The organism is Lysinibacillus sp. UGB7 (assembly GCF_049058285.1).
GTDB lineage: Bacteria > Bacillota > Bacilli > Bacillales_A > Planococcaceae > Lysinibacillus > Lysinibacillus sphaericus_B.
Window position 1 is genome coordinate 139,967 of sequence record NZ_JBMGUV010000009.1, and the last position, 25,063, is coordinate 165,029.

General features: G+C 38.2%; 25 protein-coding genes and 1 pseudogene. 13 read left to right on the forward strand and 13 right to left on the reverse strand.

What is annotated here, in order from left to right:
• Positions 1-7: 7 nt before the first annotated feature.
• Together cysT and ACOMCU_RS10670 are read right to left on the reverse strand one after the other, a co-directional pair.
• The gene (gene cysT, locus ACOMCU_RS10665) at positions 8-841 is read right to left on the reverse strand and encodes a sulfate ABC transporter permease subunit CysT (protein ID WP_010857502.1); all 834 of its coding nucleotides are present in this window, start codon (positions 839-841) and stop codon (positions 8-10) included.
• Between the two features lie 11 nt (positions 842-852).
• Complete coding sequence (locus ACOMCU_RS10670) at positions 853-1,905, reverse strand: sulfate ABC transporter substrate-binding protein (RefSeq protein WP_421050145.1); 1,053 nt, start codon at positions 1,903-1,905, stop codon at positions 853-855.
• Between the two features lie 733 nt (positions 1,906-2,638).
• Here ACOMCU_RS10670 and ACOMCU_RS10675 point away from each other — a divergent pair.
• The 5 genes and pseudogenes from ACOMCU_RS10675 to ACOMCU_RS10695 form a co-directional block, all read left to right on the forward strand.
• Positions 2,639-3,340 carry a phosphoadenylyl-sulfate reductase gene (locus ACOMCU_RS10675; protein WP_421050146.1) on the forward strand — a complete coding sequence of 234 codons (702 nt, stop codon included), beginning with the start codon at positions 2,639-2,641 and terminating at the stop codon, positions 3,338-3,340.
• A gap of 12 nt (positions 3,341-3,352) precedes the next feature.
• Positions 3,353-4,417 carry an inorganic phosphate transporter gene (locus tag ACOMCU_RS10680; protein ID WP_421050147.1) on the forward strand — a complete coding sequence of 355 codons (1,065 nt, stop codon included), beginning with the start codon at positions 3,353-3,355 and terminating at the stop codon, positions 4,415-4,417.
• 41 nt (positions 4,418-4,458) lie between these two features.
• Positions 4,459-5,598, forward strand: a complete 1,140-nt coding sequence (sat, locus tag ACOMCU_RS10685) for a sulfate adenylyltransferase (RefSeq protein ID WP_010857506.1) — start codon at positions 4,459-4,461, stop codon at positions 5,596-5,598.
• Complete coding sequence (gene cysC / locus ACOMCU_RS10690) at positions 5,595-6,188, forward strand: adenylyl-sulfate kinase (protein WP_421050148.1); 594 nt, start codon at positions 5,595-5,597, stop codon at positions 6,186-6,188. The genes sat and cysC overlap by 4 nt, the downstream gene beginning before the upstream one ends.
• A 325-nt stretch (positions 6,189-6,513) precedes the next feature.
• Positions 6,514-6,692, forward strand: a pseudogene (locus tag ACOMCU_RS10695) (transposase); the annotation flags it as partial.
• 122 nt (positions 6,693-6,814) lie between these two features.
• Here ACOMCU_RS10695 and mnhG read toward each other — a convergent pair.
• From mnhG to ACOMCU_RS10730, 7 genes are read right to left on the reverse strand one after another with little or no spacing between them, the layout of a single operon-like run.
• Positions 6,815-7,183: a monovalent cation/H(+) antiporter subunit G gene (mnhG, locus tag ACOMCU_RS10700; protein WP_010857508.1), complete on the reverse strand. Its 369-nt coding sequence runs from the start codon at positions 7,181-7,183 to the stop codon at positions 6,815-6,817.
• Positions 7,167-7,448 (reverse strand): Na(+)/H(+) antiporter subunit F1, encoded by a 282-nt coding sequence (locus tag ACOMCU_RS10705; RefSeq protein ID WP_010857509.1) that lies wholly within the window; start codon positions 7,446-7,448, stop codon positions 7,167-7,169. Before ACOMCU_RS10705 ends, mnhG begins: the two co-directional genes overlap by 17 nt.
• A complete protein-coding gene (locus tag ACOMCU_RS10710) occupies positions 7,445-7,924 on the reverse strand; it encodes a Na+/H+ antiporter subunit E (protein ID WP_421050149.1) in 480 nt (159 codons plus the stop codon). The genes ACOMCU_RS10705 and ACOMCU_RS10710 overlap by 4 nt, the downstream gene beginning before the upstream one ends.
• 4 nt (positions 7,925-7,928) lie before the next feature.
• Positions 7,929-9,416 (reverse strand): Na+/H+ antiporter subunit D, encoded by a 1,488-nt coding sequence (locus ACOMCU_RS10715; RefSeq protein WP_421050150.1) that lies wholly within the window; start codon positions 9,414-9,416, stop codon positions 7,929-7,931.
• Positions 9,409-9,750 (reverse strand): Na(+)/H(+) antiporter subunit C, encoded by a 342-nt coding sequence (locus ACOMCU_RS10720; RefSeq protein ID WP_010857512.1) that lies wholly within the window; start codon positions 9,748-9,750, stop codon positions 9,409-9,411. The genes ACOMCU_RS10715 and ACOMCU_RS10720 overlap by 8 nt, the downstream gene beginning before the upstream one ends.
• On the reverse strand, positions 9,750-10,172 hold the full coding sequence (locus ACOMCU_RS10725; protein WP_219365126.1) for a Na(+)/H(+) antiporter subunit B: 423 nt from the start codon (positions 10,170-10,172) through the stop codon (positions 9,750-9,752). The genes ACOMCU_RS10720 and ACOMCU_RS10725 overlap by 1 nt, the downstream gene beginning before the upstream one ends.
• Complete coding sequence (locus ACOMCU_RS10730) at positions 10,159-12,573, reverse strand: Na+/H+ antiporter subunit A (RefSeq protein ID WP_010857514.1); 2,415 nt, start codon at positions 12,571-12,573, stop codon at positions 10,159-10,161. Before ACOMCU_RS10730 ends, ACOMCU_RS10725 begins: the two co-directional genes overlap by 14 nt.
• 155 nt (positions 12,574-12,728) lie before the next feature.
• On the opposite strand from ACOMCU_RS10730, the gene ACOMCU_RS10735 reads away from it, so the two are divergent.
• The gene (locus ACOMCU_RS10735) at positions 12,729-13,292 is read left to right on the forward strand and encodes a DUF5366 family protein (protein ID WP_010857515.1); all 564 of its coding nucleotides are present in this window, start codon (positions 12,729-12,731) and stop codon (positions 13,290-13,292) included.
• A 284-nt stretch (positions 13,293-13,576) separates the two neighbouring features.
• Here the strand turns inward: ACOMCU_RS10735 and ACOMCU_RS10740 are convergent, their stop codons facing one another.
• Complete coding sequence (locus ACOMCU_RS10740) at positions 13,577-15,427, reverse strand: transglycosylase domain-containing protein (RefSeq protein WP_010857516.1); 1,851 nt, start codon at positions 15,425-15,427, stop codon at positions 13,577-13,579.
• Positions 15,428-15,741: 314 nt separating this feature from the next.
• Between ACOMCU_RS10740 and ACOMCU_RS10745 the strand changes: the two genes are divergently transcribed.
• Both ACOMCU_RS10745 and ACOMCU_RS10750 read left to right on the forward strand, forming a co-directional pair.
• Positions 15,742-16,329: a peptidylprolyl isomerase gene (locus ACOMCU_RS10745; RefSeq protein ID WP_219365129.1), complete on the forward strand. Its 588-nt coding sequence runs from the start codon at positions 15,742-15,744 to the stop codon at positions 16,327-16,329.
• Positions 16,330-16,353: 24 nt separating this feature from the next.
• Positions 16,354-16,566: a hypothetical protein gene (locus tag ACOMCU_RS10750; RefSeq protein ID WP_010857518.1), complete on the forward strand. Its 213-nt coding sequence runs from the start codon at positions 16,354-16,356 to the stop codon at positions 16,564-16,566.
• Positions 16,567-16,878: 312 nt separating this feature from the next.
• On the opposite strand, the gene ACOMCU_RS10755 is transcribed toward ACOMCU_RS10750, so the two are convergent.
• On the reverse strand, positions 16,879-18,309 hold the full coding sequence (locus ACOMCU_RS10755; protein ID WP_421050151.1) for a hypothetical protein: 1,431 nt from the start codon (positions 18,307-18,309) through the stop codon (positions 16,879-16,881).
• A gap of 479 nt (positions 18,310-18,788) precedes the next feature.
• Between ACOMCU_RS10755 and ACOMCU_RS10760 the strand changes: the two genes are divergently transcribed.
• Positions 18,789-18,971: a hypothetical protein gene (locus tag ACOMCU_RS10760; RefSeq protein WP_421050152.1), complete on the forward strand. Its 183-nt coding sequence runs from the start codon at positions 18,789-18,791 to the stop codon at positions 18,969-18,971.
• Positions 18,972-19,073: 102 nt separating this feature from the next.
• Here ACOMCU_RS10760 and ACOMCU_RS10765 read toward each other — a convergent pair whose 3' ends face one another.
• Positions 19,074-20,243 (reverse strand): MalY/PatB family protein, encoded by a 1,170-nt coding sequence (locus tag ACOMCU_RS10765; protein WP_421050153.1) that lies wholly within the window; start codon positions 20,241-20,243, stop codon positions 19,074-19,076.
• Positions 20,244-20,315: 72 nt separating this feature from the next.
• On the opposite strand from ACOMCU_RS10765, the gene ACOMCU_RS10770 reads away from it, so the two are divergent.
• Entirely contained in the window at positions 20,316-20,576 is a 261-nt protein-coding gene (locus tag ACOMCU_RS10770; protein WP_010857522.1) for a DUF1871 family protein, read from the forward strand.
• 163 nt (positions 20,577-20,739) lie between these two features.
• Here the strand turns inward: ACOMCU_RS10770 and ACOMCU_RS10775 are convergent, their stop codons facing one another.
• Positions 20,740-22,077 carry a sodium-dependent transporter gene (locus ACOMCU_RS10775; protein WP_010857523.1) on the reverse strand — a complete coding sequence of 446 codons (1,338 nt, stop codon included), beginning with the start codon at positions 22,075-22,077 and terminating at the stop codon, positions 20,740-20,742.
• A gap of 276 nt (positions 22,078-22,353) precedes the next feature.
• On the opposite strand from ACOMCU_RS10775, the gene ACOMCU_RS10780 reads away from it, so the two are divergent.
• The 3 genes from ACOMCU_RS10780 to yugI all read left to right on the forward strand — a co-directional run bounded on the left by ACOMCU_RS10780 (position 22,354) and on the right by yugI (position 25,013).
• On the forward strand, positions 22,354-22,902 hold the full coding sequence (locus tag ACOMCU_RS10780) for an RNA polymerase sigma factor (protein ID WP_421050154.1): 549 nt from the start codon (positions 22,354-22,356) through the stop codon (positions 22,900-22,902).
• A complete protein-coding gene (locus ACOMCU_RS10785) occupies positions 22,895-24,547 on the forward strand; it encodes a hypothetical protein (RefSeq protein ID WP_421050155.1) in 1,653 nt (550 codons plus the stop codon). Before ACOMCU_RS10780 ends, ACOMCU_RS10785 begins: the two co-directional genes overlap by 8 nt.
• A gap of 88 nt (positions 24,548-24,635) precedes the next feature.
• Complete coding sequence (gene yugI / locus ACOMCU_RS10790; RefSeq protein ID WP_010857526.1) at positions 24,636-25,013, forward strand: S1 domain-containing post-transcriptional regulator GSP13; 378 nt, start codon at positions 24,636-24,638, stop codon at positions 25,011-25,013.
• The last annotated feature ends 50 nt before the right edge of the window (positions 25,014-25,063 follow it).

Genomic DNA, 25,063 nt, shown 5'->3' on the forward strand with positions numbered 1-25,063 from the left:
ATTCCTCCTAATGTACAAAGCGACGATTTGCCAGCCATTGTATAAGATTAATGGTGAATAATAGGACGAAGGAAGTGACAAGCATTACGACAGCAATAGCAGTAGCACCTGCATAATCATATTGTTCAAGCTTCGTCATAATGATTAATGGTGTTATTTCGGTTTTCATCGGCATATTTCCAGCGATAAAAACAACCGATCCATATTCCCCTAATGCACGTGCGAAGGCTAAAGAAAAGCCTGTTAAAATTGCAGGTACAAGTTCTGGAAAAATAACTTTGCTAAATGTTTGAAGACGTGTTGCACCAAGACTTGCTGAAGCTTCCTCAACTTCTGCACTAATATTTTGCAATACCGGTTGCACCGTACGTACAACGAAGGGTAACCCGATAAATGTCAGGGCGATAATAATTCCAAGAGGGGTAAAGGCAATTTTAAAATCAAAAAACTGACCAATCCAGCCATTTGGTGCATATAGAGAAGTTAAAGCAATCCCCGCAACAGCGGTCGGTAAGGCAAATGGTAAATCTACTAGTCCGTCAATAATGCGTTTGAACGGAAAGTGATAGCGTACAAGCACCCAAGCGATAATTGTGCCGAATAAAACATTGAGTAAACCAGCAGCGAGCGCTGTGCCGAAGCTTAGCTTATAGGAGGCAATGGCACGTGGATTGCTCACGATACTGACAAACTCTGCCCAACTTAAGGACATGGTATGAAAAAAAATCATTGCTAGTGGCAAGAGAACAAGTAAGCTCACGTATAACATCGTATAACCAAGAGAAAGATGGAAGCCTGGAATTACACGGGCTGGCTTCTTTTTTAATGTTAGGCTATTCATGAAAAGCCTCCTTATTGTGGCACGTAAATTTCATCGAATGTTCCACCATCTTTAAAATGTGTGGATTGTGCTTTTTCCCACCCGCCAAAGTCTTCAATCGAAATGAGTTCAAGGGTAGGGAATTGATCTTGGTATTTGGCAAGTATGTCAGCATTACGTGGACGATAGTAATTTTTAGCTGCAATTTCTTGCCCAATATCACTATACAAATGTTTTAAATATGCCTCTGCAACTTCGCGAGTCCCTTTTTTATCTACATTTTTATCGACGATTGCAACAGGTGGCTCTGCTAAAATACTTAACGATGGTGTGATGATTTCAAATTCGTCTTTACCTAACTCATTCAACGATAAATAGGCCTCGTTCTCCCAAGCGATTAAGACATCGCCAATTTCACGTTCAACAAAAGTAGTTGTTGAGCCACGTGCACCAGAATCTAGAACCTCTACATTGCTATAGAGTGCCGTCATAAATTCTTTTACCTTCGCTTCATCATTGTGATACAGCTTAGCAGCATAAGCCCAAGCGGCTAAGTAATTCCAACGGGCTCCACCGGATGTTTTAGGGTTTGGCGTTATAACGGATACATCGTCTTTCGTTAGATCTTGCCAATCTTGAATGCCCTTTGGATTCCCTTTACGTACTAAAAAAACAATCGTCGAAGTGTACGGTGTAGAATTACTTTCAAATTCTGTTTGCCACTCTGTGTTTAGTAACTCACGCGTTTGTGCAATTTCATCAATATCGTAGGCAAGAGCTAGTGTGACTACATCAGCTTCAAGTCCATCAATTACTGCACGCCCCTGCTTGCCAGAACCACCATGCGATTGTTGTATCGTCACAACCTGACCCGTTTCATCTTTCCATTTAGCCATAAAATCATTGTTGAATTCTTGATAAAGCTCGCGTGTCGGATCATAGGAAACATTTAATAATTCAACAGATTTTTTTGCACCCGCATCATTTGTATCTTGGTCAGAGGGACTATTACTGCACCCTGTTAACGCCAGTGTTAACGCAGTTAATAGGGTGAACGTTTGAAAAATATGTTGTCTTTTCCTCATAAAGTATCTCTCCTTTTTTGTCGAAAAACGCAAAAGACCATCTCTCAAAGTTACAGTAGTAGTTTGAGTAGATGGCCTTCAGATTTTCTGATCAGCTTTTTATTTGTTTTGTTTGTCTTCAATCATAGTTATACATTAAGCATATATTTCCTATTAGTCAACAAGGAATTATAAAAATAAAAAGTGATTTAAAATTGATGAATTATTGGCAAGCACAATAATAATCGTTAATTGTTTAATTGGAGTAATAATTCGATTGGTTTTTAATTTCATAAAGTATTATACATTCTTAATTTGTAATTATTTGGGCATAAAGGTTAAAGAAGTGAGGTGATATGTAGCAAAAGACAGCTATCATGAATAAAATATTCGTAAACTTATTAGTTGGTACATCGTATAAGAACGAAAAGGATTAGAATGCTTTAATTTTTTTTGGAAAACCTAGTTGACTACTAGGTGAAATATAGTATATATTGGATTATATTAAATGTGATCGTTGTATGAGGTGTAGATGACCAGTACACAATCACCAATAAAAGCTGGCTAGTCAAACTAGAGGCGTTTTAACGTAGGCAAGTAGTATTTTTGTGCCTGTTGTTAGAACGCCTTTTTATCGTGTAGGCCAAAGTACAGTTTAAATTTGTACATATGTTTTTCTGCACGAAAAGGAATGAGGACAAGGCGACTGGTATCATTACGCCGTGGCGTAATTGATTTTTATGAGGGGGATTACATGTTAACGTATGTAACTTGGCAAGAGCCAACGATAGTCTTTGAACAGGATGAGACATATAAGGCAGCACTTGAAGTTTTACACTGGAGTTATGGAGAATATGGTGAGGAAATCGTCTATGCCTGCAGCTTTGGCATTGAAGGGATTGTCCTAATTGACCTCATCTCAAAGGTAAAACCAAACGCAACAATTGTCTTTTTAGACACAGATGTTCATTTTAAGGAAACATATGAAACGATTAATCGAGTAAAGGAAAAATATCCACAGCTCAATATTATTTTAAAAAAATCTGCACTTACACTTGAGGAACAGGCACAACAATTTGGTCATGAATTATGGAAGACAAATCCAAACAAATGTTGTGAAATTCGCAAAATGCTACCTTTAAATGAGGCGCTATCAGGTGCAAAGGCTTGGATTTCAGGATTACGTCGTGAGCAATCTCCAACGCGAATGAACACCAACTTCATTAATCGAGATGAAAAATTTAAGTCAATTAAAATTTGCCCGCTTATTCATTGGACCTGGAAGGATGTATGGCGTTACGTGTCAAAGCATAATTTGCCGTACAACCCATTGCATGACAAAGGCTATCCAAGCATTGGCTGTGAACATTGTACACAACCAGCATTTAATATGGATGATTTACGTTCAGGCAGATGGCAAGGATTTGGTAAAAATGAGTGTGGGTTACACGGATAAGGGAGTGTTGCCATGCTAGAATACATTGCTATTTTCATAGGTTTATTTTTTGCTATGAATATTGGAGCAAGTGGTGCTGCTGCATCGATGGGAGTTGCTTACGGAGCAGGTGCCATTAAAAAGGCCTGGCAAGCACTGTTGATTTGTGCAGTAGGTGTTTTTGCTGGAGCGGTACTTGGTGGTGGTGAAGTAGTCAAGACGATAAGTTCAGGCATTATGCCACAAGAGTATATTACCGTAAATATCGTTATGATTATTTTAATAGCTGCGACGAGTTCTTTATTTCTTGCTAATCTTTTAGGTATTCCGTTATCGACAAGTGAAGTAACGGTTGGTGCCGTTGTAGGTGTAGGCATTGCCTACAAAGTGCTCTACATTAAATCTTTGCTAATCATCATGTCTTTTTGGGTGCTCGTGCCGTTCATAGCATTTATCAGTGCGCTTTTCTTTGGAAAATTACTTTATAAATTAAAAAACAGAGGTTATTTAAAAGACCGCCCCATACTCACGGTTTTGTTAGTGTTCGCGGGATTTTTCGAAGCCTTTTCAGCAGGCATGAATAATGTCGCCAATGCAGTTGGTCCAATTGTTGGCGCTGGCATAATGACTGTAACAAATGGCATTTGGCTTGGCGGGGCCTTTGTAGCCCTAGGTGCGATGCTTCTCGGCAAGCGGGTTCTCGAAACAAACGGGAAAAAAATTGTGCGCTTTGAAAAAGCAGAGGGAATTGTCATTTCAACTACTGGTGCAGTGCTAGTAGGCATAAGCTCCGTGTTTGGGCTTCCAGTCCCATTAACACAAGTAACATCCTCCTCTATTATTGGAATGGCTATGGCTAAAAATGGAAAACAAATTTTCCATAAGCATATTGTGAAAAAAATTATTCGTATTTGGATTGTATCACCAATCTTTTCATTGGTGATTTCTTATAGCCTTGTCCAACTCTTTATGGAGAAAGATTTATATGCCATCGTCTTAATGGGAAGCACAATTGTTGGAACACTTGGTGCAATAAGCTTAATGCGTACAGTGCGTGAGGAAGACCGCACCATATACGATGCTGGTGAAGGAATTTAATATAAAACTAAGTATTTTAATTGATATAGGAGGAAATTTACATGAGTTTACAACCACATGGCGGTATTTTAGTGCAAGCCTATCATCCAGATAAGTCTATTACACACATCAAGAAAGAAATTGAAATTGATGCGATGGCACTAAGTGATCTAGAGCTGATTGCAATTGGTGGTTACAGTCCAATTGATGGTTTTTTTACAAAGGAAGATTATGAATCTGTTATAGAAAACACACGATTAGCCTCTGGTATTGTTTGGAGTATACCTATTACGCTACCCATTACAAAAGAAAATTCTACAAGCCTGCAAGTTGGGGATGAGGTGAAGCTCGTACATGCTGGTGAGCCTTATGGTGTCATTGTGGTTGCTGATATTTATGAGCCAGATAAACACAAAGAAGCGTTACTAGTTTATGGTACAAAGGATTTAGAGCATCCTGGAGTTAAAAAATTACATGAGCGTCCAAGTATTTATATTGGCGGTAAGATTACATTAATAAAACGACTAGAGGAAAAATTCCAGGCCTACTCATTTGACCCAATTGAAACACGTCAGCTATTTGCAGAGAAGGGATGGCAAACAATTGTCGGCTTCCAAACACGGAATCCTGTACATCGTGCGCATGAGTACATTCAAAAGGCTGCGTTAGAAACAATCGATGGTTTATTTTTAAATCCATTAGTAGGTGAAACAAAATCAGATGATGTATCTGCTGCCATTCGCATGGAAAGCTATGAGGTCTTATTAAAGAATTATTACCCAGAGCACCGTGTACAACTAGGCGTATTCCCAGCAGCTATGCGCTATGCAGGCCCGAAAGAAGCTATTTTCCATGCACTTGTACGTAAAAATTACGGTTGCACGCATTTTATTGTCGGACGTGACCATGCTGGTGTTGGAGATTACTACGGCACATATGACGCACAAAAAATCTTCGAACAATTCTCAGGGACTGAACTAGGAATTGTCCCACTAAAGTTCGAACACAGCTTTTATTGCAGTAAATGTGAGGGGATGGCAACAACGAAAACATGTCCACACGATAGCACTTGTCATGTGATATTATCGGGCACGAAGGTACGTGAAATGCTACGCAATGGCGAGGTTCCTCCAAGTACATTTAGTCGAGCAGAGGTTGTAGAGGTGCTAATTAGAGGAATGCGTAGGGAGGTACTAAATTGAGTACAAATATCGTTTGGCATGAGTCATCTATTACAAAACAAGAGCGTCGTACACGAAATAAACATCATAGCTTTATTTTATGGTTTACAGGCCTATCTGCTTCAGGGAAATCATCCGTTGCGAATGCTTTTGCACGCACATTGTTTGAAAGAGGCAATCAAGCTTTTGTATTAGATGGCGACAATGTGCGTCATGGTTTAAATAATGATTTAGGCTTTGGTGAAGCACATCGCAAAGAAAATATTCGACGTATCGGAGAAGTCTCTAAACTCTTTGTGGAGAGCGGACAAATAGTTTTGACGGCCTTTATTTCACCGTACCGAGCAGATCGTCAAATTGTCCGTGATTTGGTGGAAGAGGGGGAATTTTTAGAGGTTTATGTAAAATGCTCCGTGGAAACATGCGAAAAGCGTGATCCGAAAGGTCTTTATAAAAAAGCCCGCAATGCGGAAATCACAAATTTTACTGGCATTAGTGCACCATATGAAGAACCAGAACAACCAGAAGTTATTTTAGATACCGAGCAACATTCGATTGAGGAATGTGTAGAGCAGCTAACCACGTTTTTAACAAAAAAAGGATATATCTAAATCATTAAAACGACAATACGTTGCTTAAGAGCAATGTGTTATTGTTTCAGACTGTAGACAAACTTGAAAAAATATCGGGTAGCCTATAATCTTTTTTCTTTCACAACATATTTAGATAAAACCGTTGATTTCCACTAGGGGCGGGCGCTTTCCGCGGGCTGAGTCGAGCTGCTTCCCTCGCTTTGCTCAGTCCAGGATCTCGACTTTCCCGCTTTTCCGGCACGAGTCACCTCCTTTGTTCCAATCAACTTCTACATTTAGAACTCAATCTAAAGTGTTGATTGCAAGTGAACTTTTGAGGTGATGCTATGATGCTTATGACATCAAACAAATCTATGCGAAGCGCAAAGAAACAATTGAACGTGTCTTTGCGGATTTGCAGGAAAAGCATGGTATGTGATGCACAACCTTAAGAGGTCTTAAAAAATTGCCATGCAGGCGATACTTACTTCTGCTGCCATGAATTTGAAGAAGTTCGCTACTTGGACACGGCAAGCCACTTAATAAGTTCAAGGTTGGTAGGGGAATGCCATTTTCTAAACATAAAAAAATGACAAAAGATATCGAGAGTGAACTTCTCGATGTCTTTTGTCGTTTTTATGTTGAAATACATAAATGGAATAGCTTTATTTAATTCCTTGCTCCTTTTTCATTTTGTCAATTTCAGCAGCAAGGTCGTCACGTACTGTTCCTTTCCAAGGCTTGACACCTGCAATATAAGAGGAACGGGTCATAATATGTCCACCAACTGGACCTGTGATGAATAGAAACAAAATGCCTAATAAAATACGAGGATTAAAATGATCTTCGATTAGCCAAAAGTGAAAGAAGACACCAATTAGCACACACATGACACCTAGCGTTGCACTTTTAGAAGCTGCATGTGCACGTGTGTACAAATCAGGTAATCGAATAAGACCGATGGCGGTAACGACGATAAATAGTACCCCAACAGAAATGAACAAGATAACTAAACTATTAGCGAGAATTGTCACGTTTAATGATATCTCCTTTCTCTATGAATTTAGAGAAAGCAACTGTACCGATGAACGATAAAATCGCTATCAATAATACAATCTCAAGGAAGAAGCTCGTTTCGACCAATACTGAAAATAGGCCGATTAACGAAATAAGTGACACACCTAGTGAATCCAGTGCTACGACACGATCAGATGCGGAAGGCCCCTTAACCATACGATAAATCACTGCGATCATTGATAAGCAAATCACTACAACTGAAGCAATAATAAACGTCATCATGATTTACTCACCTCCAAAATCACTTTTTCAAATGAATCTCGAATGGCTGCAATGGCATCATCGACATCACTAATATCAATCGCATGCACATACAATGTTTTTGCATCGTCCGACACATGTACTACTACTGTCCCCGGTGTTAATGTAATAAGACTTGATAATAGAGTAATTTCCCAGTCTTCTCTTAAAACAGTAGGGTAAGCAAAGAATGCAGGTTGCATATCAAGTTTTGGCTTTAAGACAACTTGTAGTACTTGGATATTTGCTAATATTAACTCTTTTAGAAAAAGGACAGTGAGCTTAATAATTGCCCATATTCGGACAACATATAGTCGCGACGAAAAAAATCTTCGCATGATGACAAGTAATATAATGCCGAGTATGAATCCAACAATAAAGCCGGTTGCTGTGTAATTAGATGACAGGAACATCCAAACGAAGGCAAGAGCAAAGTTTAAGATGATTTGAAATGCCATAGCTCTAATCCTCCTTCATAACAGCATCTATATAAATAGATGGATCATTTAATAGTTTAGCGGCATCGTCCATAAATGGAGTAAGCCATTCAGTACCAACACCGTATGCCACTGTAATTAGCACTAATAGCACAGTAGGGGTAAATAGCGTAGCATAGACTTTTTTATCAACTGTACCCTTCGTCTCCTTTTCTTCACCCCAGAAGGCATAAAGGAAAATACGAATGACAGAAAGCAGGACTAGTAGGGAAGAAGCTAAAATAAAAATACTACTCCACGTACTTCCAGCTTCAAAGCCCCCTTGTACGATTAATAATTTGCCGATGAAGCCACTCAGTGGGGGAATCCCTGCTAAACCAAAGGCTGCGATTAAGTAGAACCAGCCTAGTGCCGGGTACTTTTTCATAAGCCCACCCATTTTACGCAAATCAGATGTGCCTGTAATGTAAATCACAATGCCAATTAGCATAAAGAGCGCCGCTTTTATCAGCATGTCATGAATTAAATAGAACATCGCCCCTTTAAGGGCAATTTCATTCATTTGAGAGACACCGAATAAAATAACACCTACGGCAATAACAATGTTGTAAATAATAATGAGTTTAACATCGAAATAAGCAAGGGCACCAATACAGCCTGCTATAATAGTAGCAATCGCCAATGCCATTAGTAAATCATGTGTATACGATAAGTCATAGACGAAAAACAATGTATAGGTACGAGTAATCGCATAAATCCCAACCTTCGTTAACAATGCACCAAATAGAACTAACACTGGAATAGGCGCTGCTGCATAGGATGTTGGAAGCCAGAAGTAGAGTGGAAAAATCGCTGCTTTTAGCCCAAATACCATTAAAAATAGTACAGCAATCACTGTCACAATGCCTGGTTGGTCAATTTCACCGATTTTCACCGCGATGTCCGCCATATTTAACGTACCGACAACAGAGTAGAGGAAGGCTACTGTAATGACAAATAATGCTGATGAAATGACATTAATTAAAATATATTTAATAGAGCCCATCAGTTGTTGCTTTTCGCCACCCAGTACAATTAGTAAGTACGATGACATTAGTAGGACTTCAAAGAAGACGAATAAGTTAAAAATATCACCTGTCGTAAAGGCTCCATTTACACCAGTTAAAATAAACATAATACCAGGATAGTAGAAGTAGCGCTCACGCTCTTTTGTGATTGAGCCGAAGCCATACCACACGACAAAAAAAGTAATCAGAAGTGTCGTTGTGACCAGCAACGCCGATACCATATCCGACACCATAGTAATACCGTATGGAACAGGCCAATCACCAAATGTAACTTTTTGTACCCCATCATTTTTTACTTTTAGTAGAAGTGAAATCGCTGATACGAGGGCTAGTCCAATACCGAGTAATGCAAATGTACGCTGGTATTTTAAATTTTTTTGACCAAACATTAAAATCATTCCGAAAAAGAACGGGATGATAATCGGTAGTAAAAGGAAGTTATTCATCCTCATCACTTCCTCTCATTAAACTAATATCATCAGTCTCGAGCTCCTGATATGAACGATATGCCAGCACAAGGAAGAATGCCGTTACGCCGAAGCTAATAACAATTGCTGTTAAGATTAGTGCTTGTGGCAACGGATCAGCAAACGTTTTGGCACCTTCTGTTAAAACAGGGGGTGCCTCTCCTCCAAGGCCACCCATCGTTAAAATAAGCAAATGGGCGCCATGACTTAGAAGTCCCGTACCAATAATAATGCGCAATAAACTTTTTGATAAGATTAAATAAACCGCTGCCATGAACAAGAAGCCGATGACAAACGCCATAATTATTTCCATTATTCATCCTCCCCAATCGTTTGAATAATGGTCATCGTAACGCCGACAACAACCAAGTAAACGCCGCCATCAAAGAGCATTGCCGTGTGTAATGACTGTTTGCCTAGAAGCGGTAAATCGAAATAGTCGAAGAAGTGAGTGAAAAATGGCTTTCCCCTAAACATTGGAAACGCTGCTGTTGCAAGTGCTAATAATAAACCAGTTGCCGTTAAGTACGTGTAATTAAACGGTAGTACAGTACGTACTGTATTTAAATCAAAAGCAAGTACTAATAATACAATGGCACTGGATGTTAACAGTCCTCCGACAAAGCCGCCTCCTGGTGTATAATGCCCAGCCATAAAAATATGAATGGAGAAGAAGAAAATAATGAAGAACACAATTTTTGCTGTGAATTGAAGAATCACATCATTTGTTTTCATGTGCTTTCTCCTTTCTATTCATGCGGAGCTTAATCATTGCTAAAATAGCCATACCCGCAATACTTAATACTGTAATTTCAAATAATGTATCGAAACCACGATAGTCTACTAAAATAACGTTGACGATATTCCCACCGCCTGCTAAGGAATAGACGGTTTCCTCGTAATATTTTGAGATGGACGGGATAAATTTTTGCGAATGCGCTGATAATGCGATCAACGTCACCATAACGCCAACCGCGATTGAGATAATCGCACGGTTTAATTGAAAGCGCATACGTTCTTCCCGTTTCCCAAGCTTTGGAAGGTGATAAAACGCCATAAGGAATAAGGCGACGGAAATTGTTTCAATGACAAGCTGAGTTAATGCTAAATCAGGGGCATTAAAAATAACGAAGAATAATGCTACTGTATAGCCAACTGAACCGAGACCGATTATTGCGGTCAAACGTGATTTTGCTACTATCGTTGTAGCAGTACCAATGACTAAAACAAATATTAAAATAATTTCGTACAAACGAATAGGTGCGGCCCCTTCAAAGGAAATTGAAAAGGCATCTTTTACAAATAAAGTACCTAACACAATCGCCACAATACCGCTAAACATATAAAGTAAGTAGTGACGCATCGAGCCCGTCATATAAAGACGTGAGATACGATTTAAACCAACATCCAATCCTTGCATGATTTTGTCATAGGCATTATTCAATGTCAGTGATCTTGGGAATAATTTGTAGAGACCCTGCCATTTTGGTAAAGCCACAAACAATAAAACACCGATAATCACAATACCAATTGTCATAAACAATTCGGGTGTTAAGCCATGCCAAGCTGATACATGGATATCAATATCCCCCGGAGCATCATATAAAAACGGCTGAATCGCTTGAACAGCTGGCTTTACAAAAGTATCACCAATTAGATTAGGAATGAAGAATATTATGACAACAAACGCTGCTAAAATCATCGGTGAAATAAGCATGCCAATGGGTGCTTCATGTGGTATTTTCGCGTATTGTTGTGGTTTGTATTGTCCCGTGAATGTTCTAAAGACAAAGTAGCAACTATAGATGAATGTAAAAATACTTGCAATCCAAGCTACGATTGGGAAAAGAGCTCCCCATGTATCAAAGCCGTACAATTCAAATTCTTTAAGTGCTAGCATCGCTGTTAAAAACATTTCTTTACTCAAGAAGCCGTTAAATGGTGGTAATCCTGCCATCGAGAAGCTGCCAATTGCTGCAACTGTAAAACTGAGTGGCATAATACTCATTAATCCACCGAGTTTACGTATATCACGCGTGCCAGTTTCATGATCGATAATACCCGCGATCATGAACAAGCTCCCTTTAAATGTTGCATGGTTAATAAGGTGGAACATGGCTGCAAAGGCTGCAAATCTAAATACTGAATCTGCTGCACCATTCACATGAAATGCGCCTGCGCCTGCACCCAATAACGACATAATAAGTCCGAGCTGACTGACAGTAGAGAACGCAAGAATCCCTTTTAAATCCGTTTGTTTCACGGCAAAGAACGATCCCCAGAATAACGTGAATAGACCTACTGCTGTTACGAGCCATACCCAAAGCTCTGAAACGGCGAAAATTGGTGTGAAACGGGCCACTAAGTAAATACCAGCCTTCACCATTGTTGCAGAGTGGAGGTATGCACTGACAGGTGTCGGCGCTTCCATCGCATCTGGTAACCAAATATAGAATGGGAATTGCGCGGATTTCGTAAATGCACCTAATAGTAATAATACTAACGACCATGTAAACAATGGATGCTCTACTAAATTTGGTGCCATCACAATGAGTTCACGAATTGAATACGTTCCCCCCATTAAATACAGCAGAATAAATCCGCCTAACATCATTAATCCGCCGCCAACTGTAATCATCATTGACTTCAGTGCACCAAAACGAGAAGCATCGCGTGTGTACCAATAGCCAATCAGTAAGAATGATGATATCGACGTTAATTCCCAGAAGAAGTACAAAGTAATTAAATGATCAGATTGTACAACGCCTAGCATGGCAGTCATAAATAATAATAAGTAAACATAAAAATTATGTAGTTTCTCTTTATGTTTATCTAAGTAGAAAATCGAATAAAGCACAACCAATGAACCGATCCCAGTGATAAGTAAAGAGAATAGCAAGCTAAGTCCGTCTAAATAAGACACGACAGAAATATCAAGTGATGGGATCCAAGGAAGTTCAGCTTGGAAAACTTCACCCTTTGCAACTTTCGCTATATAAGAGGCATAAATAATCGCGAGTGTAGCAGGTACTGCAAGAACGAACCAGCCAGTATGAATGTTTTTTATGCTCTTGTATAAGAATGGCACTAATATCGCAGCTAGCATAGGGATGAAAATATAAAGTACTTGTAACAAAAAAATCCTCCTTTATGCAAGTAAGTATAGTAATTATAACGTACTTTCAAAGGTAATGCATATGCACTATCGGGATTTAGCTTGCGGTAGTGGGAGAATTTTCGCTATATTATAAATAGGAAGTTATCAACTAAAAAAGAGGAAAAAATTTTTTTATGAGGAATCCTTATATCTATGGTTATCTACCATTAATTACTATTTTATTATTCAGTTTAACATTCGGTATGTATGCTGTAGGAGAATCGCTGCACCTATTTCGATCTATCGGAGTATATTCTGGCATGCGTGAGTTTCTATCGGATTTTGAGCTGCGTGTTTTATTACTCATTGTGTTTGCAATGATATTCTTCATGATGTTTTCGGCATTAAAATTAATTGGAGAGACCATTCATGAGCTCGGTATGTTATTTTTCTCAAAAGATAGCGAAGGCACAACGGTGAGTCAAGCACGGGGCGGTTACGTTATCCTATTTGTGGGCGCTATGTGTTCTGCATTTGCCATTCAATCGATTTATGCTTTAGCAGGTATATTTATCATCACAGTATTTATTTATTTTATTTATTTAATCTATAAAATGAGTCATTTTATTTCGATGGGTGGAACAATTGGATTATTAGTATTTGAGCTTCTGATGTGGACATTACTAATGTCACTCGTAGTTTATGTGATTTTGAAATTGTATAACGGTATTTTGGCCAGCTTACCATTTGCTAAGTAAACAATAGCTACTAAATTTTTATTGCTTTGAAAAATTTTAGTACATAATAAAGATTTTCAAACAATAAAGGCCATCTTTCCATATGTTAAAAATCCGCTATGCTTTCCGCACGCAAGGCACGAACCGGCTTCCTTTTATTTTTTGTGCTGTGCTTAGGAGACTACGCGGATTTTTCCTTGTATATCAAAACAAAGCATGCTAGGACTGTTCCTAGCATGCTTTGTTTACTTTTTGGGACAGTTCCACATCGTTTTGCGCGCAAAAGCGAAGCTTAACATCAACGTTTATTCCAGCAGTACATTAAATAGCTGATGATGAATTTTGTAAGATTCTAGCTTCTCCATGGACTGTGGTTTGTCATAGCCTAGCCAGACAGCAGCTGTGTATTTACTATTTAAACCAGCGAGCCAATAGTCGCGATAATCATTCGTTGTTCCCGTTTTAGCTCCGATATAATCACTATCGCTATATACCCCTTGCCCTGTGCCATTTGCCACAACATCTGCTAAAAGCCCACGCATATACTTTACTGTTTTTGGAGACCATATTTGATCGCGCTCTGTATTCCAACTGTATAGCTCTGTTCCATCATTTGCTGTTACCTTACGTATGCTATGTGCAAGAACATAAGAGCCATCGATAAAGCTCGTATAGGCATCTGCTAGTTCTAATGCAGTAACACCATACGTTAGCCCTCCTAATGAAGCGGCATAATTACGATCCTCAGCAACGATAGAGCGGAAGTGGAAACGATCTAGATAATCAAATGCTGTTTCAACACCGACTGTATTAAATAGTCGAAGAGCGGAGGTATTATAACTGTGCCGGAATGCTGTACGAATTGGAACATCTCCATATAGGTAGCCACCGTAATTTTTTGGACAAAATGAACCAACACAATAACGACCACCATTGACGATGGAATCCGGTGTGTGCGTTGTTGTTTCAAAAAAAGGAGCGTATACGGCTAATGGCTTAAAAGCAGATCCTGGTTGTCGCATACCTTGATAGGCACGATGATAATCATATTTTTCATAGTTTTTACCAGCATACATACTGACGATCTCTCGTGAGACATTATCAATGACCGTACCGGCTGCCTGTAGCTTTCCAGTACCCAAAACTGCTGTCATCAGCTCCTCATCATGCGCTTGTTTGTTAGGATCAAGCGCAGTGTGAATCATTAAGCCATTTTGAAATAAAGTTTTGAGCCGGTTGTCTAGCTGGTCTCGAATTTGTTTCTTTTCTTCTTCATTTTGCGTGTTAGCAAGACGATCTGCATAGCCTTCCTTTTCCGCAACAAGCCAGCGTAATTCCTGCAAGACATAAGTGCCATACATTGGATAGCTTTGAATTTTATTTTTAACGTTCAATGTAATTATTTCTGCTTTATAAGCAGTTGCATCTGCTGAGCTAATCGTACCTCTAGTTGCAAGTGTATCTAAAAGACGTTCCTGTCTTTCTTTCGTATGATCAAAGTTTTTCAATGGGTTATAGAGAGACGGGTTGTTTGGAATGGCAGAAATAAAAGCAATTTCGGCAACAGATAATTCTTGTATTGGCTTTTGAAAATAATACGTTGCAGCAGCGCCAATGCCATAAACCTGGTTACTAAAATACGATTCATTTAAATACATTGTTAAAATAGTTTCTTTATCAAACTCTTTTTCAAGTTCGTATGCATAAAACAGCTCAGTCAATTTCCGTTCATACGTTTTTTCTTCCGATAAATAACGCATGCGAACAAGCTGTTGTGTAATGGTACTACCTCCCTGAGAAGTGGATTTTGAATTAGAATTGACCACCATGGCACGTGTGATGGCACTAAGGTCAAAGCCAATATGGTCATAAAAGTCGACATCCTCACTGGCTATAAAAATTTCCTGGGCAATTTGCGGAATATCTTGTAAAGTTAGTGGCTGTCGCCATTCGACATATTCTTCACTAAATGTTTGTCCATTCCGATCAATAAGTATAACGGGCAGTTGCGCTTGTACTTCTGGCAAATGGATAGCATTTTCAATTTGTTCCTCATGTGCTTTTGCTGTACCCAATTCTACCCTGATACTAGTGCTAATCCACCAAAGGAAGGGTAGACATAAAATAATAATAAAAAACCCAAAAGCCTTTTTCATGTGTCCCTCCATTCTGAATCTAAGTCCTTCAACAGAATAACATAATTTGGATGGTTTCCAAATACTCGTTCTGACCTATTTCTATGTCCACAATCAGTTACGATGCAACGTCTATCCGTAGTGAATCAGTAGCTGCTCCATTATGCTTTCAAAACATAAAATTTTTGCTGAATGAAGTTAAAAGTGCAAAAATCGTCAATACTTTGGTGGAGAAAACCTCGAGGAAGTATGTTAGACTAATATGAGGTCAGAAATGATGAAAGTGTCATCATTTCCGTTGAAACTGAAATTTTACTTTTAAAGGAGAGACTCCCATGTTTCCACAATTAACAAAAGAAGTACAAGCAGGCGAAGTACTAGTAGAAATGGTTACAACTTTAGGTGCTGTCAAGATTAAATTATTCCCAAAACAAGCACCTAAAACAGTTGAAAATTTCTTAGGCCATGCCAAATCTGGCTATTATAACGGCATTGTTTTCCACCGTGTTATCCAAGACTTCATGATTCAAGGTGGCGACCCAACTGGTACAGGTATGGGCGGTGAATCAATTTGGGGTAACTCTTTTGAAGATGAATTCTCTGAAGAATTATTCAACCTACGAGGTGCGCTTTCAATGGCGAATGCTGGTCCAAACACAAATGGTTCTCAATTCTTTGTCGTTCAAATGAAGCACCTTCCAAGTGATATGTTACGCCAATTACAAGGAGCAGGTTTCCCAGAAGAAATTATTGAAGCATATGCTCAAAATGGAGGTACACCTTGGTTAGACCATAAACACACTGTGTTCGGTCATGTTGTAGAAGGTATGGATATTGTTGATAAAATCGCTGACGTAGAAAAAGACGGCCGTGACAAGCCATTAGAAGATGTGAAAATTGAGTCAATTACAGTTTTTGAATAATAATTGTAAGGACGTGTAGAGAACATGGAACAATTAATGTATCAATTTTTATATTTCCCTGAAGATAAATCAGGCTACATTCCTGCAGCATTTGAATTTTTATTAATGCTCATTTTATGTACAGCTGTGTTTATTATTTTCCGTAAAATTTCTAAAAAACAAGAAATCAAATCAAAAGAAATTGAAGAACGTATTTTAGCTGATAAAAAAAATACTAGTAATCAACAAAATATTTAATAAAAACAGCACACCATGTAGCGTGCTCGGCTGTAGACAAACTCGAAAGTGAAATGAGTTTGTTTGCAGTCCTTTTTCTTTTGAATAGAAGTATCTATATGAACCTGATGATTTTCGTTACGGCTGAAAGTGGGGCGAACAAGTATGTACGTCGCTTTCAAGACTCAGATATCTTTGAATAGTTTTTCAATCGCATCTTAATGGGTTATTGTAACTAATATTTTTGATAAAATTTCAAAAGGTATTCGGAGTGATCACATACCGAATACCTTTTGTCGACACTATATGGCAATCTCATGTAGAGTACTTTTTCTATGGCTGATTTCGCTTATATCGACGAAAATAATTTCTCGATATTGTAAAACTAGAATAACAAACAAGTACAAGTGATAAACCGATACCGCTAAGTGCTACCACAAGTGCAAGCCATTCAAAAGCGGTATAGCCAAAAATACTTTTCCAGCTTACAGTGCCATCCCATTCCCCTATCACTAAGTTCATACCGTAAATACCAGAAACGACAGTAAATACTGTTAATATGAACAGTAATCTATTATTCCTATTATCGGAGCGATCCTCTAATGTGCGATATAAGCTATCAAGAGTTGATTTTGTTTCAATATAATGCTCATTAATACGGAAAAATTTCCGCAACGATTGAGAGATTTCTTTCCCCTCTGTACGGACAATAACCTCATCAAAATAATAACGTGAAGAAAACTTCGTAATTAATTCAATCAGTTCATCGACAACAAGCTTATCTTTTCCCCAACTTATTTCACTATATTCAAAAGATACCTTTAGGAGCATCATTTTGTAAAAATAATGTATAAACAAATTATAATAATGCGTACCCATAAATTCTTCAATGCTATGTTTTGACTTCTGAAAGGACAGATTAGATATGGCCATTTGTGCCTGGGCTGAAGTGACAATATAGCTGTGTGGTGCCCAACGCATATGCGTATGTTCCTTCACATACTCGCTAATATATTGAGGATTAGTACTGGAAATAAAGGGCTTCCCTTCAGGAGTTTTTCCATCTACTTGGCCCAATCGAAACAAATGTTCATCTAAAATTTCTTCTTCTTCCTTACATAGTAAAAACGCAGAGGAATACATGCGTTCATCCTCAAAAAAAGGTAATCCTTGATACGTTTCTGTTAGCTGATGCGGTAGAAAGGGAAGTAAGAAGGGAACAAAATGTTTGAATAATACATCCCCTGTTGATGAAAAATGACCAAATGAAAAATGATGACTTGTGCCTTTTTCTTCTCTGAGTTTAGCTTCTAACACACGAAAATAATGTATAAAGTTTAGTACATCATTAAAGTCTTGCGCCGATTCCGTCATAGTCGTTCTAATAGTAATGATGCCATTCCCGAATGGGCAAAGTGTAATATCAATGCTAACAATTTCATAAGCAAGGCTGTCCTCTCTATAGTGCAACTCGCCTTTTGCATGGAAAGCTTTTGAAAAGCGGATAAAATCTTGACGATTTGCGTTATCAGGAAATAGTTTGTCTTCGATGAAGGGATAAAAAAATTGAGCTAATTCTTCATGTGAAATCGAGATGGATTCTCCATAAAATTTATCCTCTAAAGATTTGTTTTGTAAGGTGAAGAACGAAAAATTTTCTTTTGTTAGTTCTTTACAAAGCTTGTCTCTGCATTGCATATGGTAAGCAAAGGGGAATAAAAAAGTCATATAAGCACGTTCAATCGTTAATGGAGCTAACGTCATTTAATACACCTCACTTTTGTATAGAAACTTTTACCTTTTTAAGTTGTTTCTAAACATAATAAAGGATACCCGTAGACAAACTCGAAAAAATATCGGGTATGCCTACAGTCTTTTTATCTTTTTCAATAAATATAGATAAGACCGTTATTTCCACTACGGGCGGGGTCAAGCTGCTTCCCTCAGTTCAGGATCTCGACTTTCCCGCTTTTCCCGTAGGAACGGAAGAGTATGTTCTATTTGGTAGGAGAAAGCCATTTTTTGAAGGTAGTTCTCTTGTTTTTGAGCGAGTATATGAGCATACAGGTAGCATTTGATTTCGTAATAAGAAATTCGTAATCAGAGGTGTTTTATAAACACCATCAACTGCCATAAATGGTCCTTCGGTACAGGCTGTTCACGCTTATTAATTTTTCGTCATCATGTTTATTTCAAGTATTTTAGCAGGTTCGGAGCAGAATAGAAACAGTAGGTGATACAAGTTGATTGGAGTGGAAGGCGCGACACTTCTGCAGGAACAGCACGTGCGGAAAATCAATTTTTGCGGCAATCCGCCGCAAAAATTAGTTGGAGCCATGCTTGCGGAAAAGGAGCGCCTGAAACGGAAATCAACGGTTTCTTACTATAAAGAAAAAAGACTGTCTACAAACTCAAAATTTCTTTGAATTTGTAGACAGTCTGAAAGGATATCTCAAGTACCTGAGATATCCTGAAAAGGGTCCAAAGTAATTCTTCATGAATAAAATCGACCACTTTTAAAATGATGATTATAATAATGCGCGCTTAAAGCGTGTAACACCATCTTTAACAGTTTCAAATGAACAAGCAACATTCATGCGTAGGAAGCCACGACCTTCTTCTCCATACTTTGTGCCAGGCTCTAACGCCACTTTACCAATTTTAAGTAATCGTTGCATCATTACTTCTTCATCGATTTCCATCTCGCGGTAATCAATCCAAAGTAAATATGTGCCTTGCGGTTTCTCAACATGAATACCAGGTAATTGTTCTAACTCTGCCATTACATATGCCATGTTGTTCGAGATATAAGGGAGTAATTCCTCTAACCACGCAGAACCTTCTGTATATGCAGCATGCATGGCGATAGGTGCAAAGCTATTTAATGAGCCCTGACCACTAGCCATGTTGACGGCCTCTAACTGCGCACGCTTTTTCTTATCTGTTACAATCATATAGGCAATTTGAATGCCTGCTAAATTAAATGTTTTCGTTGGTGCCATACATGTAATAATACGATCGATTTCATCTCCTGCAACCTTGGCAAGAGGTGTATGTACTGCGCCTTCTAACATTAAATCTGAGTGAATTTCATCAGAAATAACAACAACATCATATTTTGCACATAATCGAACAATTTCTTTTAATGTAGCTTCATCCCATACATAGCCCCCTGGATTATGCGGATTACATAATATATAAGCTTTTACATTTTGAGCAAGAGCCTGTTCAAAGGCCTCAAAATCAAAAACAAATGTACCGTCTTTCTCTACTAAAGGACATGAAACAACTTCTCGGCCATTACTTTTAGGTATGTTAAAGAATGGAGGATAGACAGGTGATGATATAAGCACCTTATCTTCTAGCTTAGTAAATGCTGTTATGGCATTTGCCAAAGCAGAAACAACACCGTTGTTGAATAAAATAGAGTCCTTGTCAATGTGCCAACCATGTCGAGTATCCTGCCAGTCTACTATTGACTGTAGTGCTTTCTCACTGATAAAGCTATAGCCAAAGACAGCGTTTTCAGCATGCTCTTGCAGTGCCTGTGACACAGCTGCAGGTGGAGCAAAATCCATATCAGCTACCCACATTGGTAGTATTTCTGAAGCATCTTTTAACCCATATACTTTTTCCATTGCGTCCCATTTTACAGAGTTAGAATGACGACGAATAATAGTATTATCGAAAATAGACAAGCAAATCACTCTTTTCTTTTTTATTTCCTATGGTATCATACGAGTATGATAAAAGGATAATAGGTGAGTATTTTGGAAAATATTAAAATGAATCAAGCAGCCGTGCATCTGCTAGAGGAATGGGATCCATTCCACTTAGGTCCAGACCATTATGATACGGAAACAGCTGATGTCGTAGCAGCACTGCAAGGAATTGATGATCCTTCAGTACTAGCAAAGGTTATTCAGGAAACATATGAGCATTCGTTTGAACAATGGATTCCATTCGAAGATTGTGTAGCCATTTCGTACAAACTCATTGCTATTAAATTCGAAGCAAAGTGTATTATTTAATATAAAAGTCCCCAGCAATTTTGGTGGAGACAATAATACTAATTTTATTGTGTAGGCGTACAGCAGTTTCTGTTTAAATTTGTAGCAACTGTCCAACTATGCTGAACTGTTTGTAATAATAATCCTCGCTCCCATGACGGTGCGAGGATTATTTATTTATTTATTAAAATAATGGAAGTATACCTTGAATGAAAATTATCAATATCGCAATGGGTGCTACATAGCGGATCAAAATATACCAAATGTTAAACATTAAACTCGACGAAGCAAGCTCCCGACGTGAAATATCTTTAGTATAGTAATAACCTGCAAAGATGGAAATGAGTAAAGCACCAATTGGCATACCAACACTATTCGTAATAAAGTCAACAAAATCGAAGATAGAACGATCTAAAATTTGCACATCGGATAACAGACCAAATGATAAGGCACTTGGAATTCCGAAGATGAAAATAATGACCCCACCAATCCAGGCAATTTTTTTACGTTTTTCAGGCTTATCTCCAATCGCTATCGCAACAACAATCTCCAGCATCGAAATGGATGAAGTGACTGTGGCAAATAGTAAAAGGATAAAGAAAATAGTTAAGAACAGGCCACCGAGCGGTAATTGTTGAAAGACAGCTGGCAAAATGATGAATACCAGACCTGGTCCTTGATCAGGTGTATAACCAAGTGCAAACACTGCTGGGAAAATGACAAGTCCTGCAAGTAGCGAAATGATGATATTCATAGAGGCTACATTTATAGCTGAATTACCAATTTTCTCCGTTTTCGGCAGATATGAAGCATAGGTAATCATGACCGCAATACCGACACTTAACGAGAAGAATGCTTGTCCGAGCGCCTTTAAAAATGTTTCGGCATTCAAGTAAGACCAGTCAGGCACGAACATGAATTTAACGCCTTCCATTGCACCATCTAGTGTTAATGATCGGACAACTAATACGATGAAGAAAATGAATAGTAGTGGCATCATCCATGTACTCGCTTTTTCAATGCCGCCTTTAATGCCCCCAGAAACAATCGCGATGGTTAATAGTAAGAATAAACCTTGCACAAGCACCGCTTCGAATGGGCTAGAGATAATGCTGCCAAACATATCAGCGTAATTGGTATCATTACCACCACTATTTAGCTGAAACGTTAGTGCACGTCCTAAGTAACTTAAAATCCAACCACCAACAACGCTATAGAAAGATAAGATTAAACCAGCAATAATCATGCCGCCCCAACCTATCAAATACCATGGTTTTCCTGGTGCTTGCTCTTTGAATGATGTCACGGCATCCTTTTGTCCCCGACGACCAATCATAAATTCAGCAATTAATACCGGTAAACCGATAAAGAACGTACATAAAATGAATAGCAGAATAAATACACTTCCACCATTTGTCCCCGCCATATAGGGGAATTTCCAGATTGCCCCTAGCCCGATGGCACTGCCAGCCGCTGCTAGGATAAATCCAATTTTAGATGTAAATTGATCTCTCGATGACACGAAAATAAAGCCCCCTTATACTAAAGTTTTATTTTACCGCAAAAATTTCATAACACAAGGCAAATATCAGAAAATTTACTATAAATTCACCTGCATCCTGCGATAAAGGGTTCAACCAGTGTAACAGGCTACAATGCGACAGTTCTAATGGTCTACCAGCCCGATCTATCAGAACTTTTACTAGCATTTACCTAAGTGATCCAAATTCATTTAAATATGTAACAATTAGGAGGGAAAGTTCGTTACATACACACAAAGCAATAAGGGGGGAGAACAATGCCGGAGTCTAAATTAATTGAACAGGCACAGCATGGCGACAAAGAAGCCTATATCGAACTAATTCGTATACATCAGCGAACAGTTGAAAAATTCGCCTTTCAATGTGGAGTACATAGCAGTGATTTAGCAGATGTATCACAGGAGGTGTTTGTAAAGTTATATCGCTTTTTGCATCAATTTAAGCAGGATCGTTTTACCACATGGCTCTATAAAGTCACACTCAATGCGACACGAGATTATTATCGAAAGGAGCAACGGGAGCTAGCAAAGGAGGCGTTGCTAGGCACACTGCAACATATTCCTAGTGCTTCAGCAGAAAGGCATGTCCTTAATTTTGAGGAAGACAGGCTATTACATAATGCCATTCAAGCACTCGATGAAAAATATCGTTATCCTCTCGTATTATTTTACTTTCATGAATTGAAGTACGAGGAAATTGCAGAGGTGCTCGGCATTTCCTTGTCAACAGTGAAAGTTCGTATTTTACGTGCAAAAGAAAAACTTAAAGTAGTTTTGTTAGAGGAAGGGAGTGTTGAAAATGGATGAGCAACAATTTGACAAACGCATGGCGCTCTTAAAAAAATCGTATGATCGCCTAGAACCCCAATTAGATCCCGTAGATGTATTCGCGCAAATCGAAGCAGAGAAAGCTCCCCCACCTCAGCACATTGTTTCCTCACCACAGAAGCACTCAAAGAAATGGCAAAAGCCAGCTGTTTTGATAGCGAGTATTGCAAGTGTGCTCTTAGTTGGTGTGTTGGCGACACCATATGTAATAAAACAGCCAGAAAATGTACAGAGTGAAGTATCACAGAAGCCGGCTCCGAAAAAGGTTGGAAATGAGGATTGGGTTGAAAATATAACTAAAAAATATAATAGTAAAAAAGAGCAAATTAGGAGAGAGTTGAAAGTTTCTATAGATGAACTGACAGCATTTGATTTTATAAAGAATGCAGATTCAACTTTAGATTTTTATACAAAAAGTAATATGCATTTGCTTTCAAGTGATGTCGAATATTTAAAGAGTACTGAAGAAGTTATTTTCAATGAATTGATGACACCAAAGAGGGCGTTGGAAAGGATTAAAAAATATAATAAATTAACTTTTGACGAATCGTATGAAGTTTATAGCTTATACGTAAAATCTGTTGCAGAACTTGAGATTTTTTACAGTAAGCTCCTTGAACCGTATGCACACGTTTTAATGAAGACAAAAGATAGAGATCAGCTACCTTCAGATTTAAGAGCAATTATTGAAGCGGCAAACAAACAATTTATGGAACTTCAAATAGATGAAGAAGGGGTATTTTACTTTAAAGCAAATCCAATAGATGGGGAATTTGCACCAAACTATATTAATCAATTACATCCAGATATTTTCGGTTTTTTTGAGTATTTACAAAAGGGAGATTTATTATTAGCGGATGACTTACGCTACACACGAGAAGAAACCGTGAAATCCTTAAAAATAATGGAGCGCTCATTACTAGCAAATGTGAATGCAGGATCACCTAATTATAAGTTAATAAGAAAAAACTTCGAAAGTACTTGGCTGGCGTTATTAAAAGGTACTGATAATTATCCTGCTATGACGAAGAAGGGTAAAATTAATGAACAATATATTGAATTTTTACAAAAGGTAGCTGATGGTAGCTATGGTGAGGTAATGAGAGTTTGTGCTGAAAAAATCTTGAAAGAATTACAACGGGACGGATACTCTGAAACATTGGCACAATTATCTTCTTTTGAGATTTGGAAGACACTATTGCAGAGACGTGAAGAAACAATAGGCTATTTAAATGATAGTGATTTTAGTATTGTTGACATGGATAGATTACAAAAAGAACAAATTAAGGCAATATATGAGCAGTACACAAAGAACGATGATGAAGCAATTATTAATCAACTACGCCCTATTAATATAGTTGCGCTCTATTTATATGCAAGCATCGTTGGAAATGATTCAGTGCAAAGGTCATTATTGATGCAAGATGCAAAAATTGGTGCAAGTACACTACAAGAAATTAAGAGTTTGGATGTATTTAGTGAGTTAGGTGAGTATGATGGTATTCAACCAATAGTGGCGGTCCGCGTTACTAAAGGGTATCAGGAAAGGTATGGCAGACAGTTTATTATAAAAGTAACGTACAATAAGGATGGTCATTATCGTATCACAGAGATTATGGATTGATAAGACGATTTTTTGCCCCACTTATTTACATATGTTATAATTTAACGTGATATATACGTAGCAAACATATAGAAAGTGGGCAAAGGTTATGGTAAAAAAATATGAATTAGGAGACGTGTTGACCGGAAAAGTTACAGGTATTCAACCGTACGGTGCATTTGTAGCACTTGATGAAGAAACACAAGGCCTTGTGCATATTTCCGAAATTACGTACGGGTTTGTAAAAGACGTGAGTGAATTTTTATCGGTTGGGCAAGAGGTAGAAGTAAAGGTACTTGAGATCGATGAAGCGGCCGAGAAAATTAGTTTATCGATGCGAGCTTTACAAGAACGCCCTACAACGTTACGAAAAAAAGATGCACCACCACGTAAATCATTGCAGGACCGCGTAGATGAGTCAGATGCTAATGGCTTTAACTCCCTAAAAGACAAATTACAAGACTGGATCGAACAGTCAGGACATTAAAGAAATGAGGATGCCTACATATGTAGGCATCCTCATTTTTTTTTTTTGAA

Coding starts and splice junctions, on each gene's coding strand:
- cysT (WP_010857502.1), bottom strand. CDS start 841: ATGAATAGCCTAACATTAAAAAAGAAGCCAGCCCGTGTAATTCCAGGC.
- ACOMCU_RS10670 (WP_421050145.1), bottom strand. CDS start 1,905: ATGAGGAAAAGACAACATATTTTTCAAACGTTCACCCTATTAACTGCG.
- ACOMCU_RS10675 (WP_421050146.1), top strand. CDS start 2,639: ATGTTAACGTATGTAACTTGGCAAGAGCCAACGATAGTCTTTGAACAG.
- ACOMCU_RS10680 (WP_421050147.1), top strand. CDS start 3,353: ATGCTAGAATACATTGCTATTTTCATAGGTTTATTTTTTGCTATGAAT.
- sat (WP_010857506.1), top strand. CDS start 4,459: ATGAGTTTACAACCACATGGCGGTATTTTAGTGCAAGCCTATCATCCA.
- ACOMCU_RS10705 (WP_010857509.1), bottom strand. CDS start 7,448: ATGATGACGTTTATTATTGCTTCAGTTGTAGTGATTTGCTTATCAATG.
- ACOMCU_RS10710 (WP_421050149.1), bottom strand. CDS start 7,924: ATGGCATTTCAAATCATCTTAAACTTTGCTCTTGCCTTCGTTTGGATG.
- ACOMCU_RS10715 (WP_421050150.1), bottom strand. CDS start 9,416: ATGAATAACTTCCTTTTACTACCGATTATCATCCCGTTCTTTTTCGGA.
- ACOMCU_RS10720 (WP_010857512.1), bottom strand. CDS start 9,750: ATGGAAATAATTATGGCGTTTGTCATCGGCTTCTTGTTCATGGCAGCG.
- ACOMCU_RS10725 (WP_219365126.1), bottom strand. CDS start 10,172: ATGAAAACAAATGATGTGATTCTTCAATTCACAGCAAAAATTGTGTTC.
- ACOMCU_RS10735 (WP_010857515.1), top strand. CDS start 12,729: ATGAGGAATCCTTATATCTATGGTTATCTACCATTAATTACTATTTTA.
- ACOMCU_RS10740 (WP_010857516.1), bottom strand. CDS start 15,427: ATGAAAAAGGCTTTTGGGTTTTTTATTATTATTTTATGTCTACCCTTC.
- ACOMCU_RS10745 (WP_219365129.1), top strand. CDS start 15,742: ATGTTTCCACAATTAACAAAAGAAGTACAAGCAGGCGAAGTACTAGTA.
- ACOMCU_RS10750 (WP_010857518.1), top strand. CDS start 16,354: ATGGAACAATTAATGTATCAATTTTTATATTTCCCTGAAGATAAATCA.
- ACOMCU_RS10755 (WP_421050151.1), bottom strand. CDS start 18,309: ATGACGTTAGCTCCATTAACGATTGAACGTGCTTATATGACTTTTTTA.
- ACOMCU_RS10780 (WP_421050154.1), top strand. CDS start 22,354: ATGCCGGAGTCTAAATTAATTGAACAGGCACAGCATGGCGACAAAGAA.
- ACOMCU_RS10785 (WP_421050155.1), top strand. CDS start 22,895: ATGGATGAGCAACAATTTGACAAACGCATGGCGCTCTTAAAAAAATCG.
- yugI (WP_010857526.1), top strand. CDS start 24,636: ATGGTAAAAAAATATGAATTAGGAGACGTGTTGACCGGAAAAGTTACA.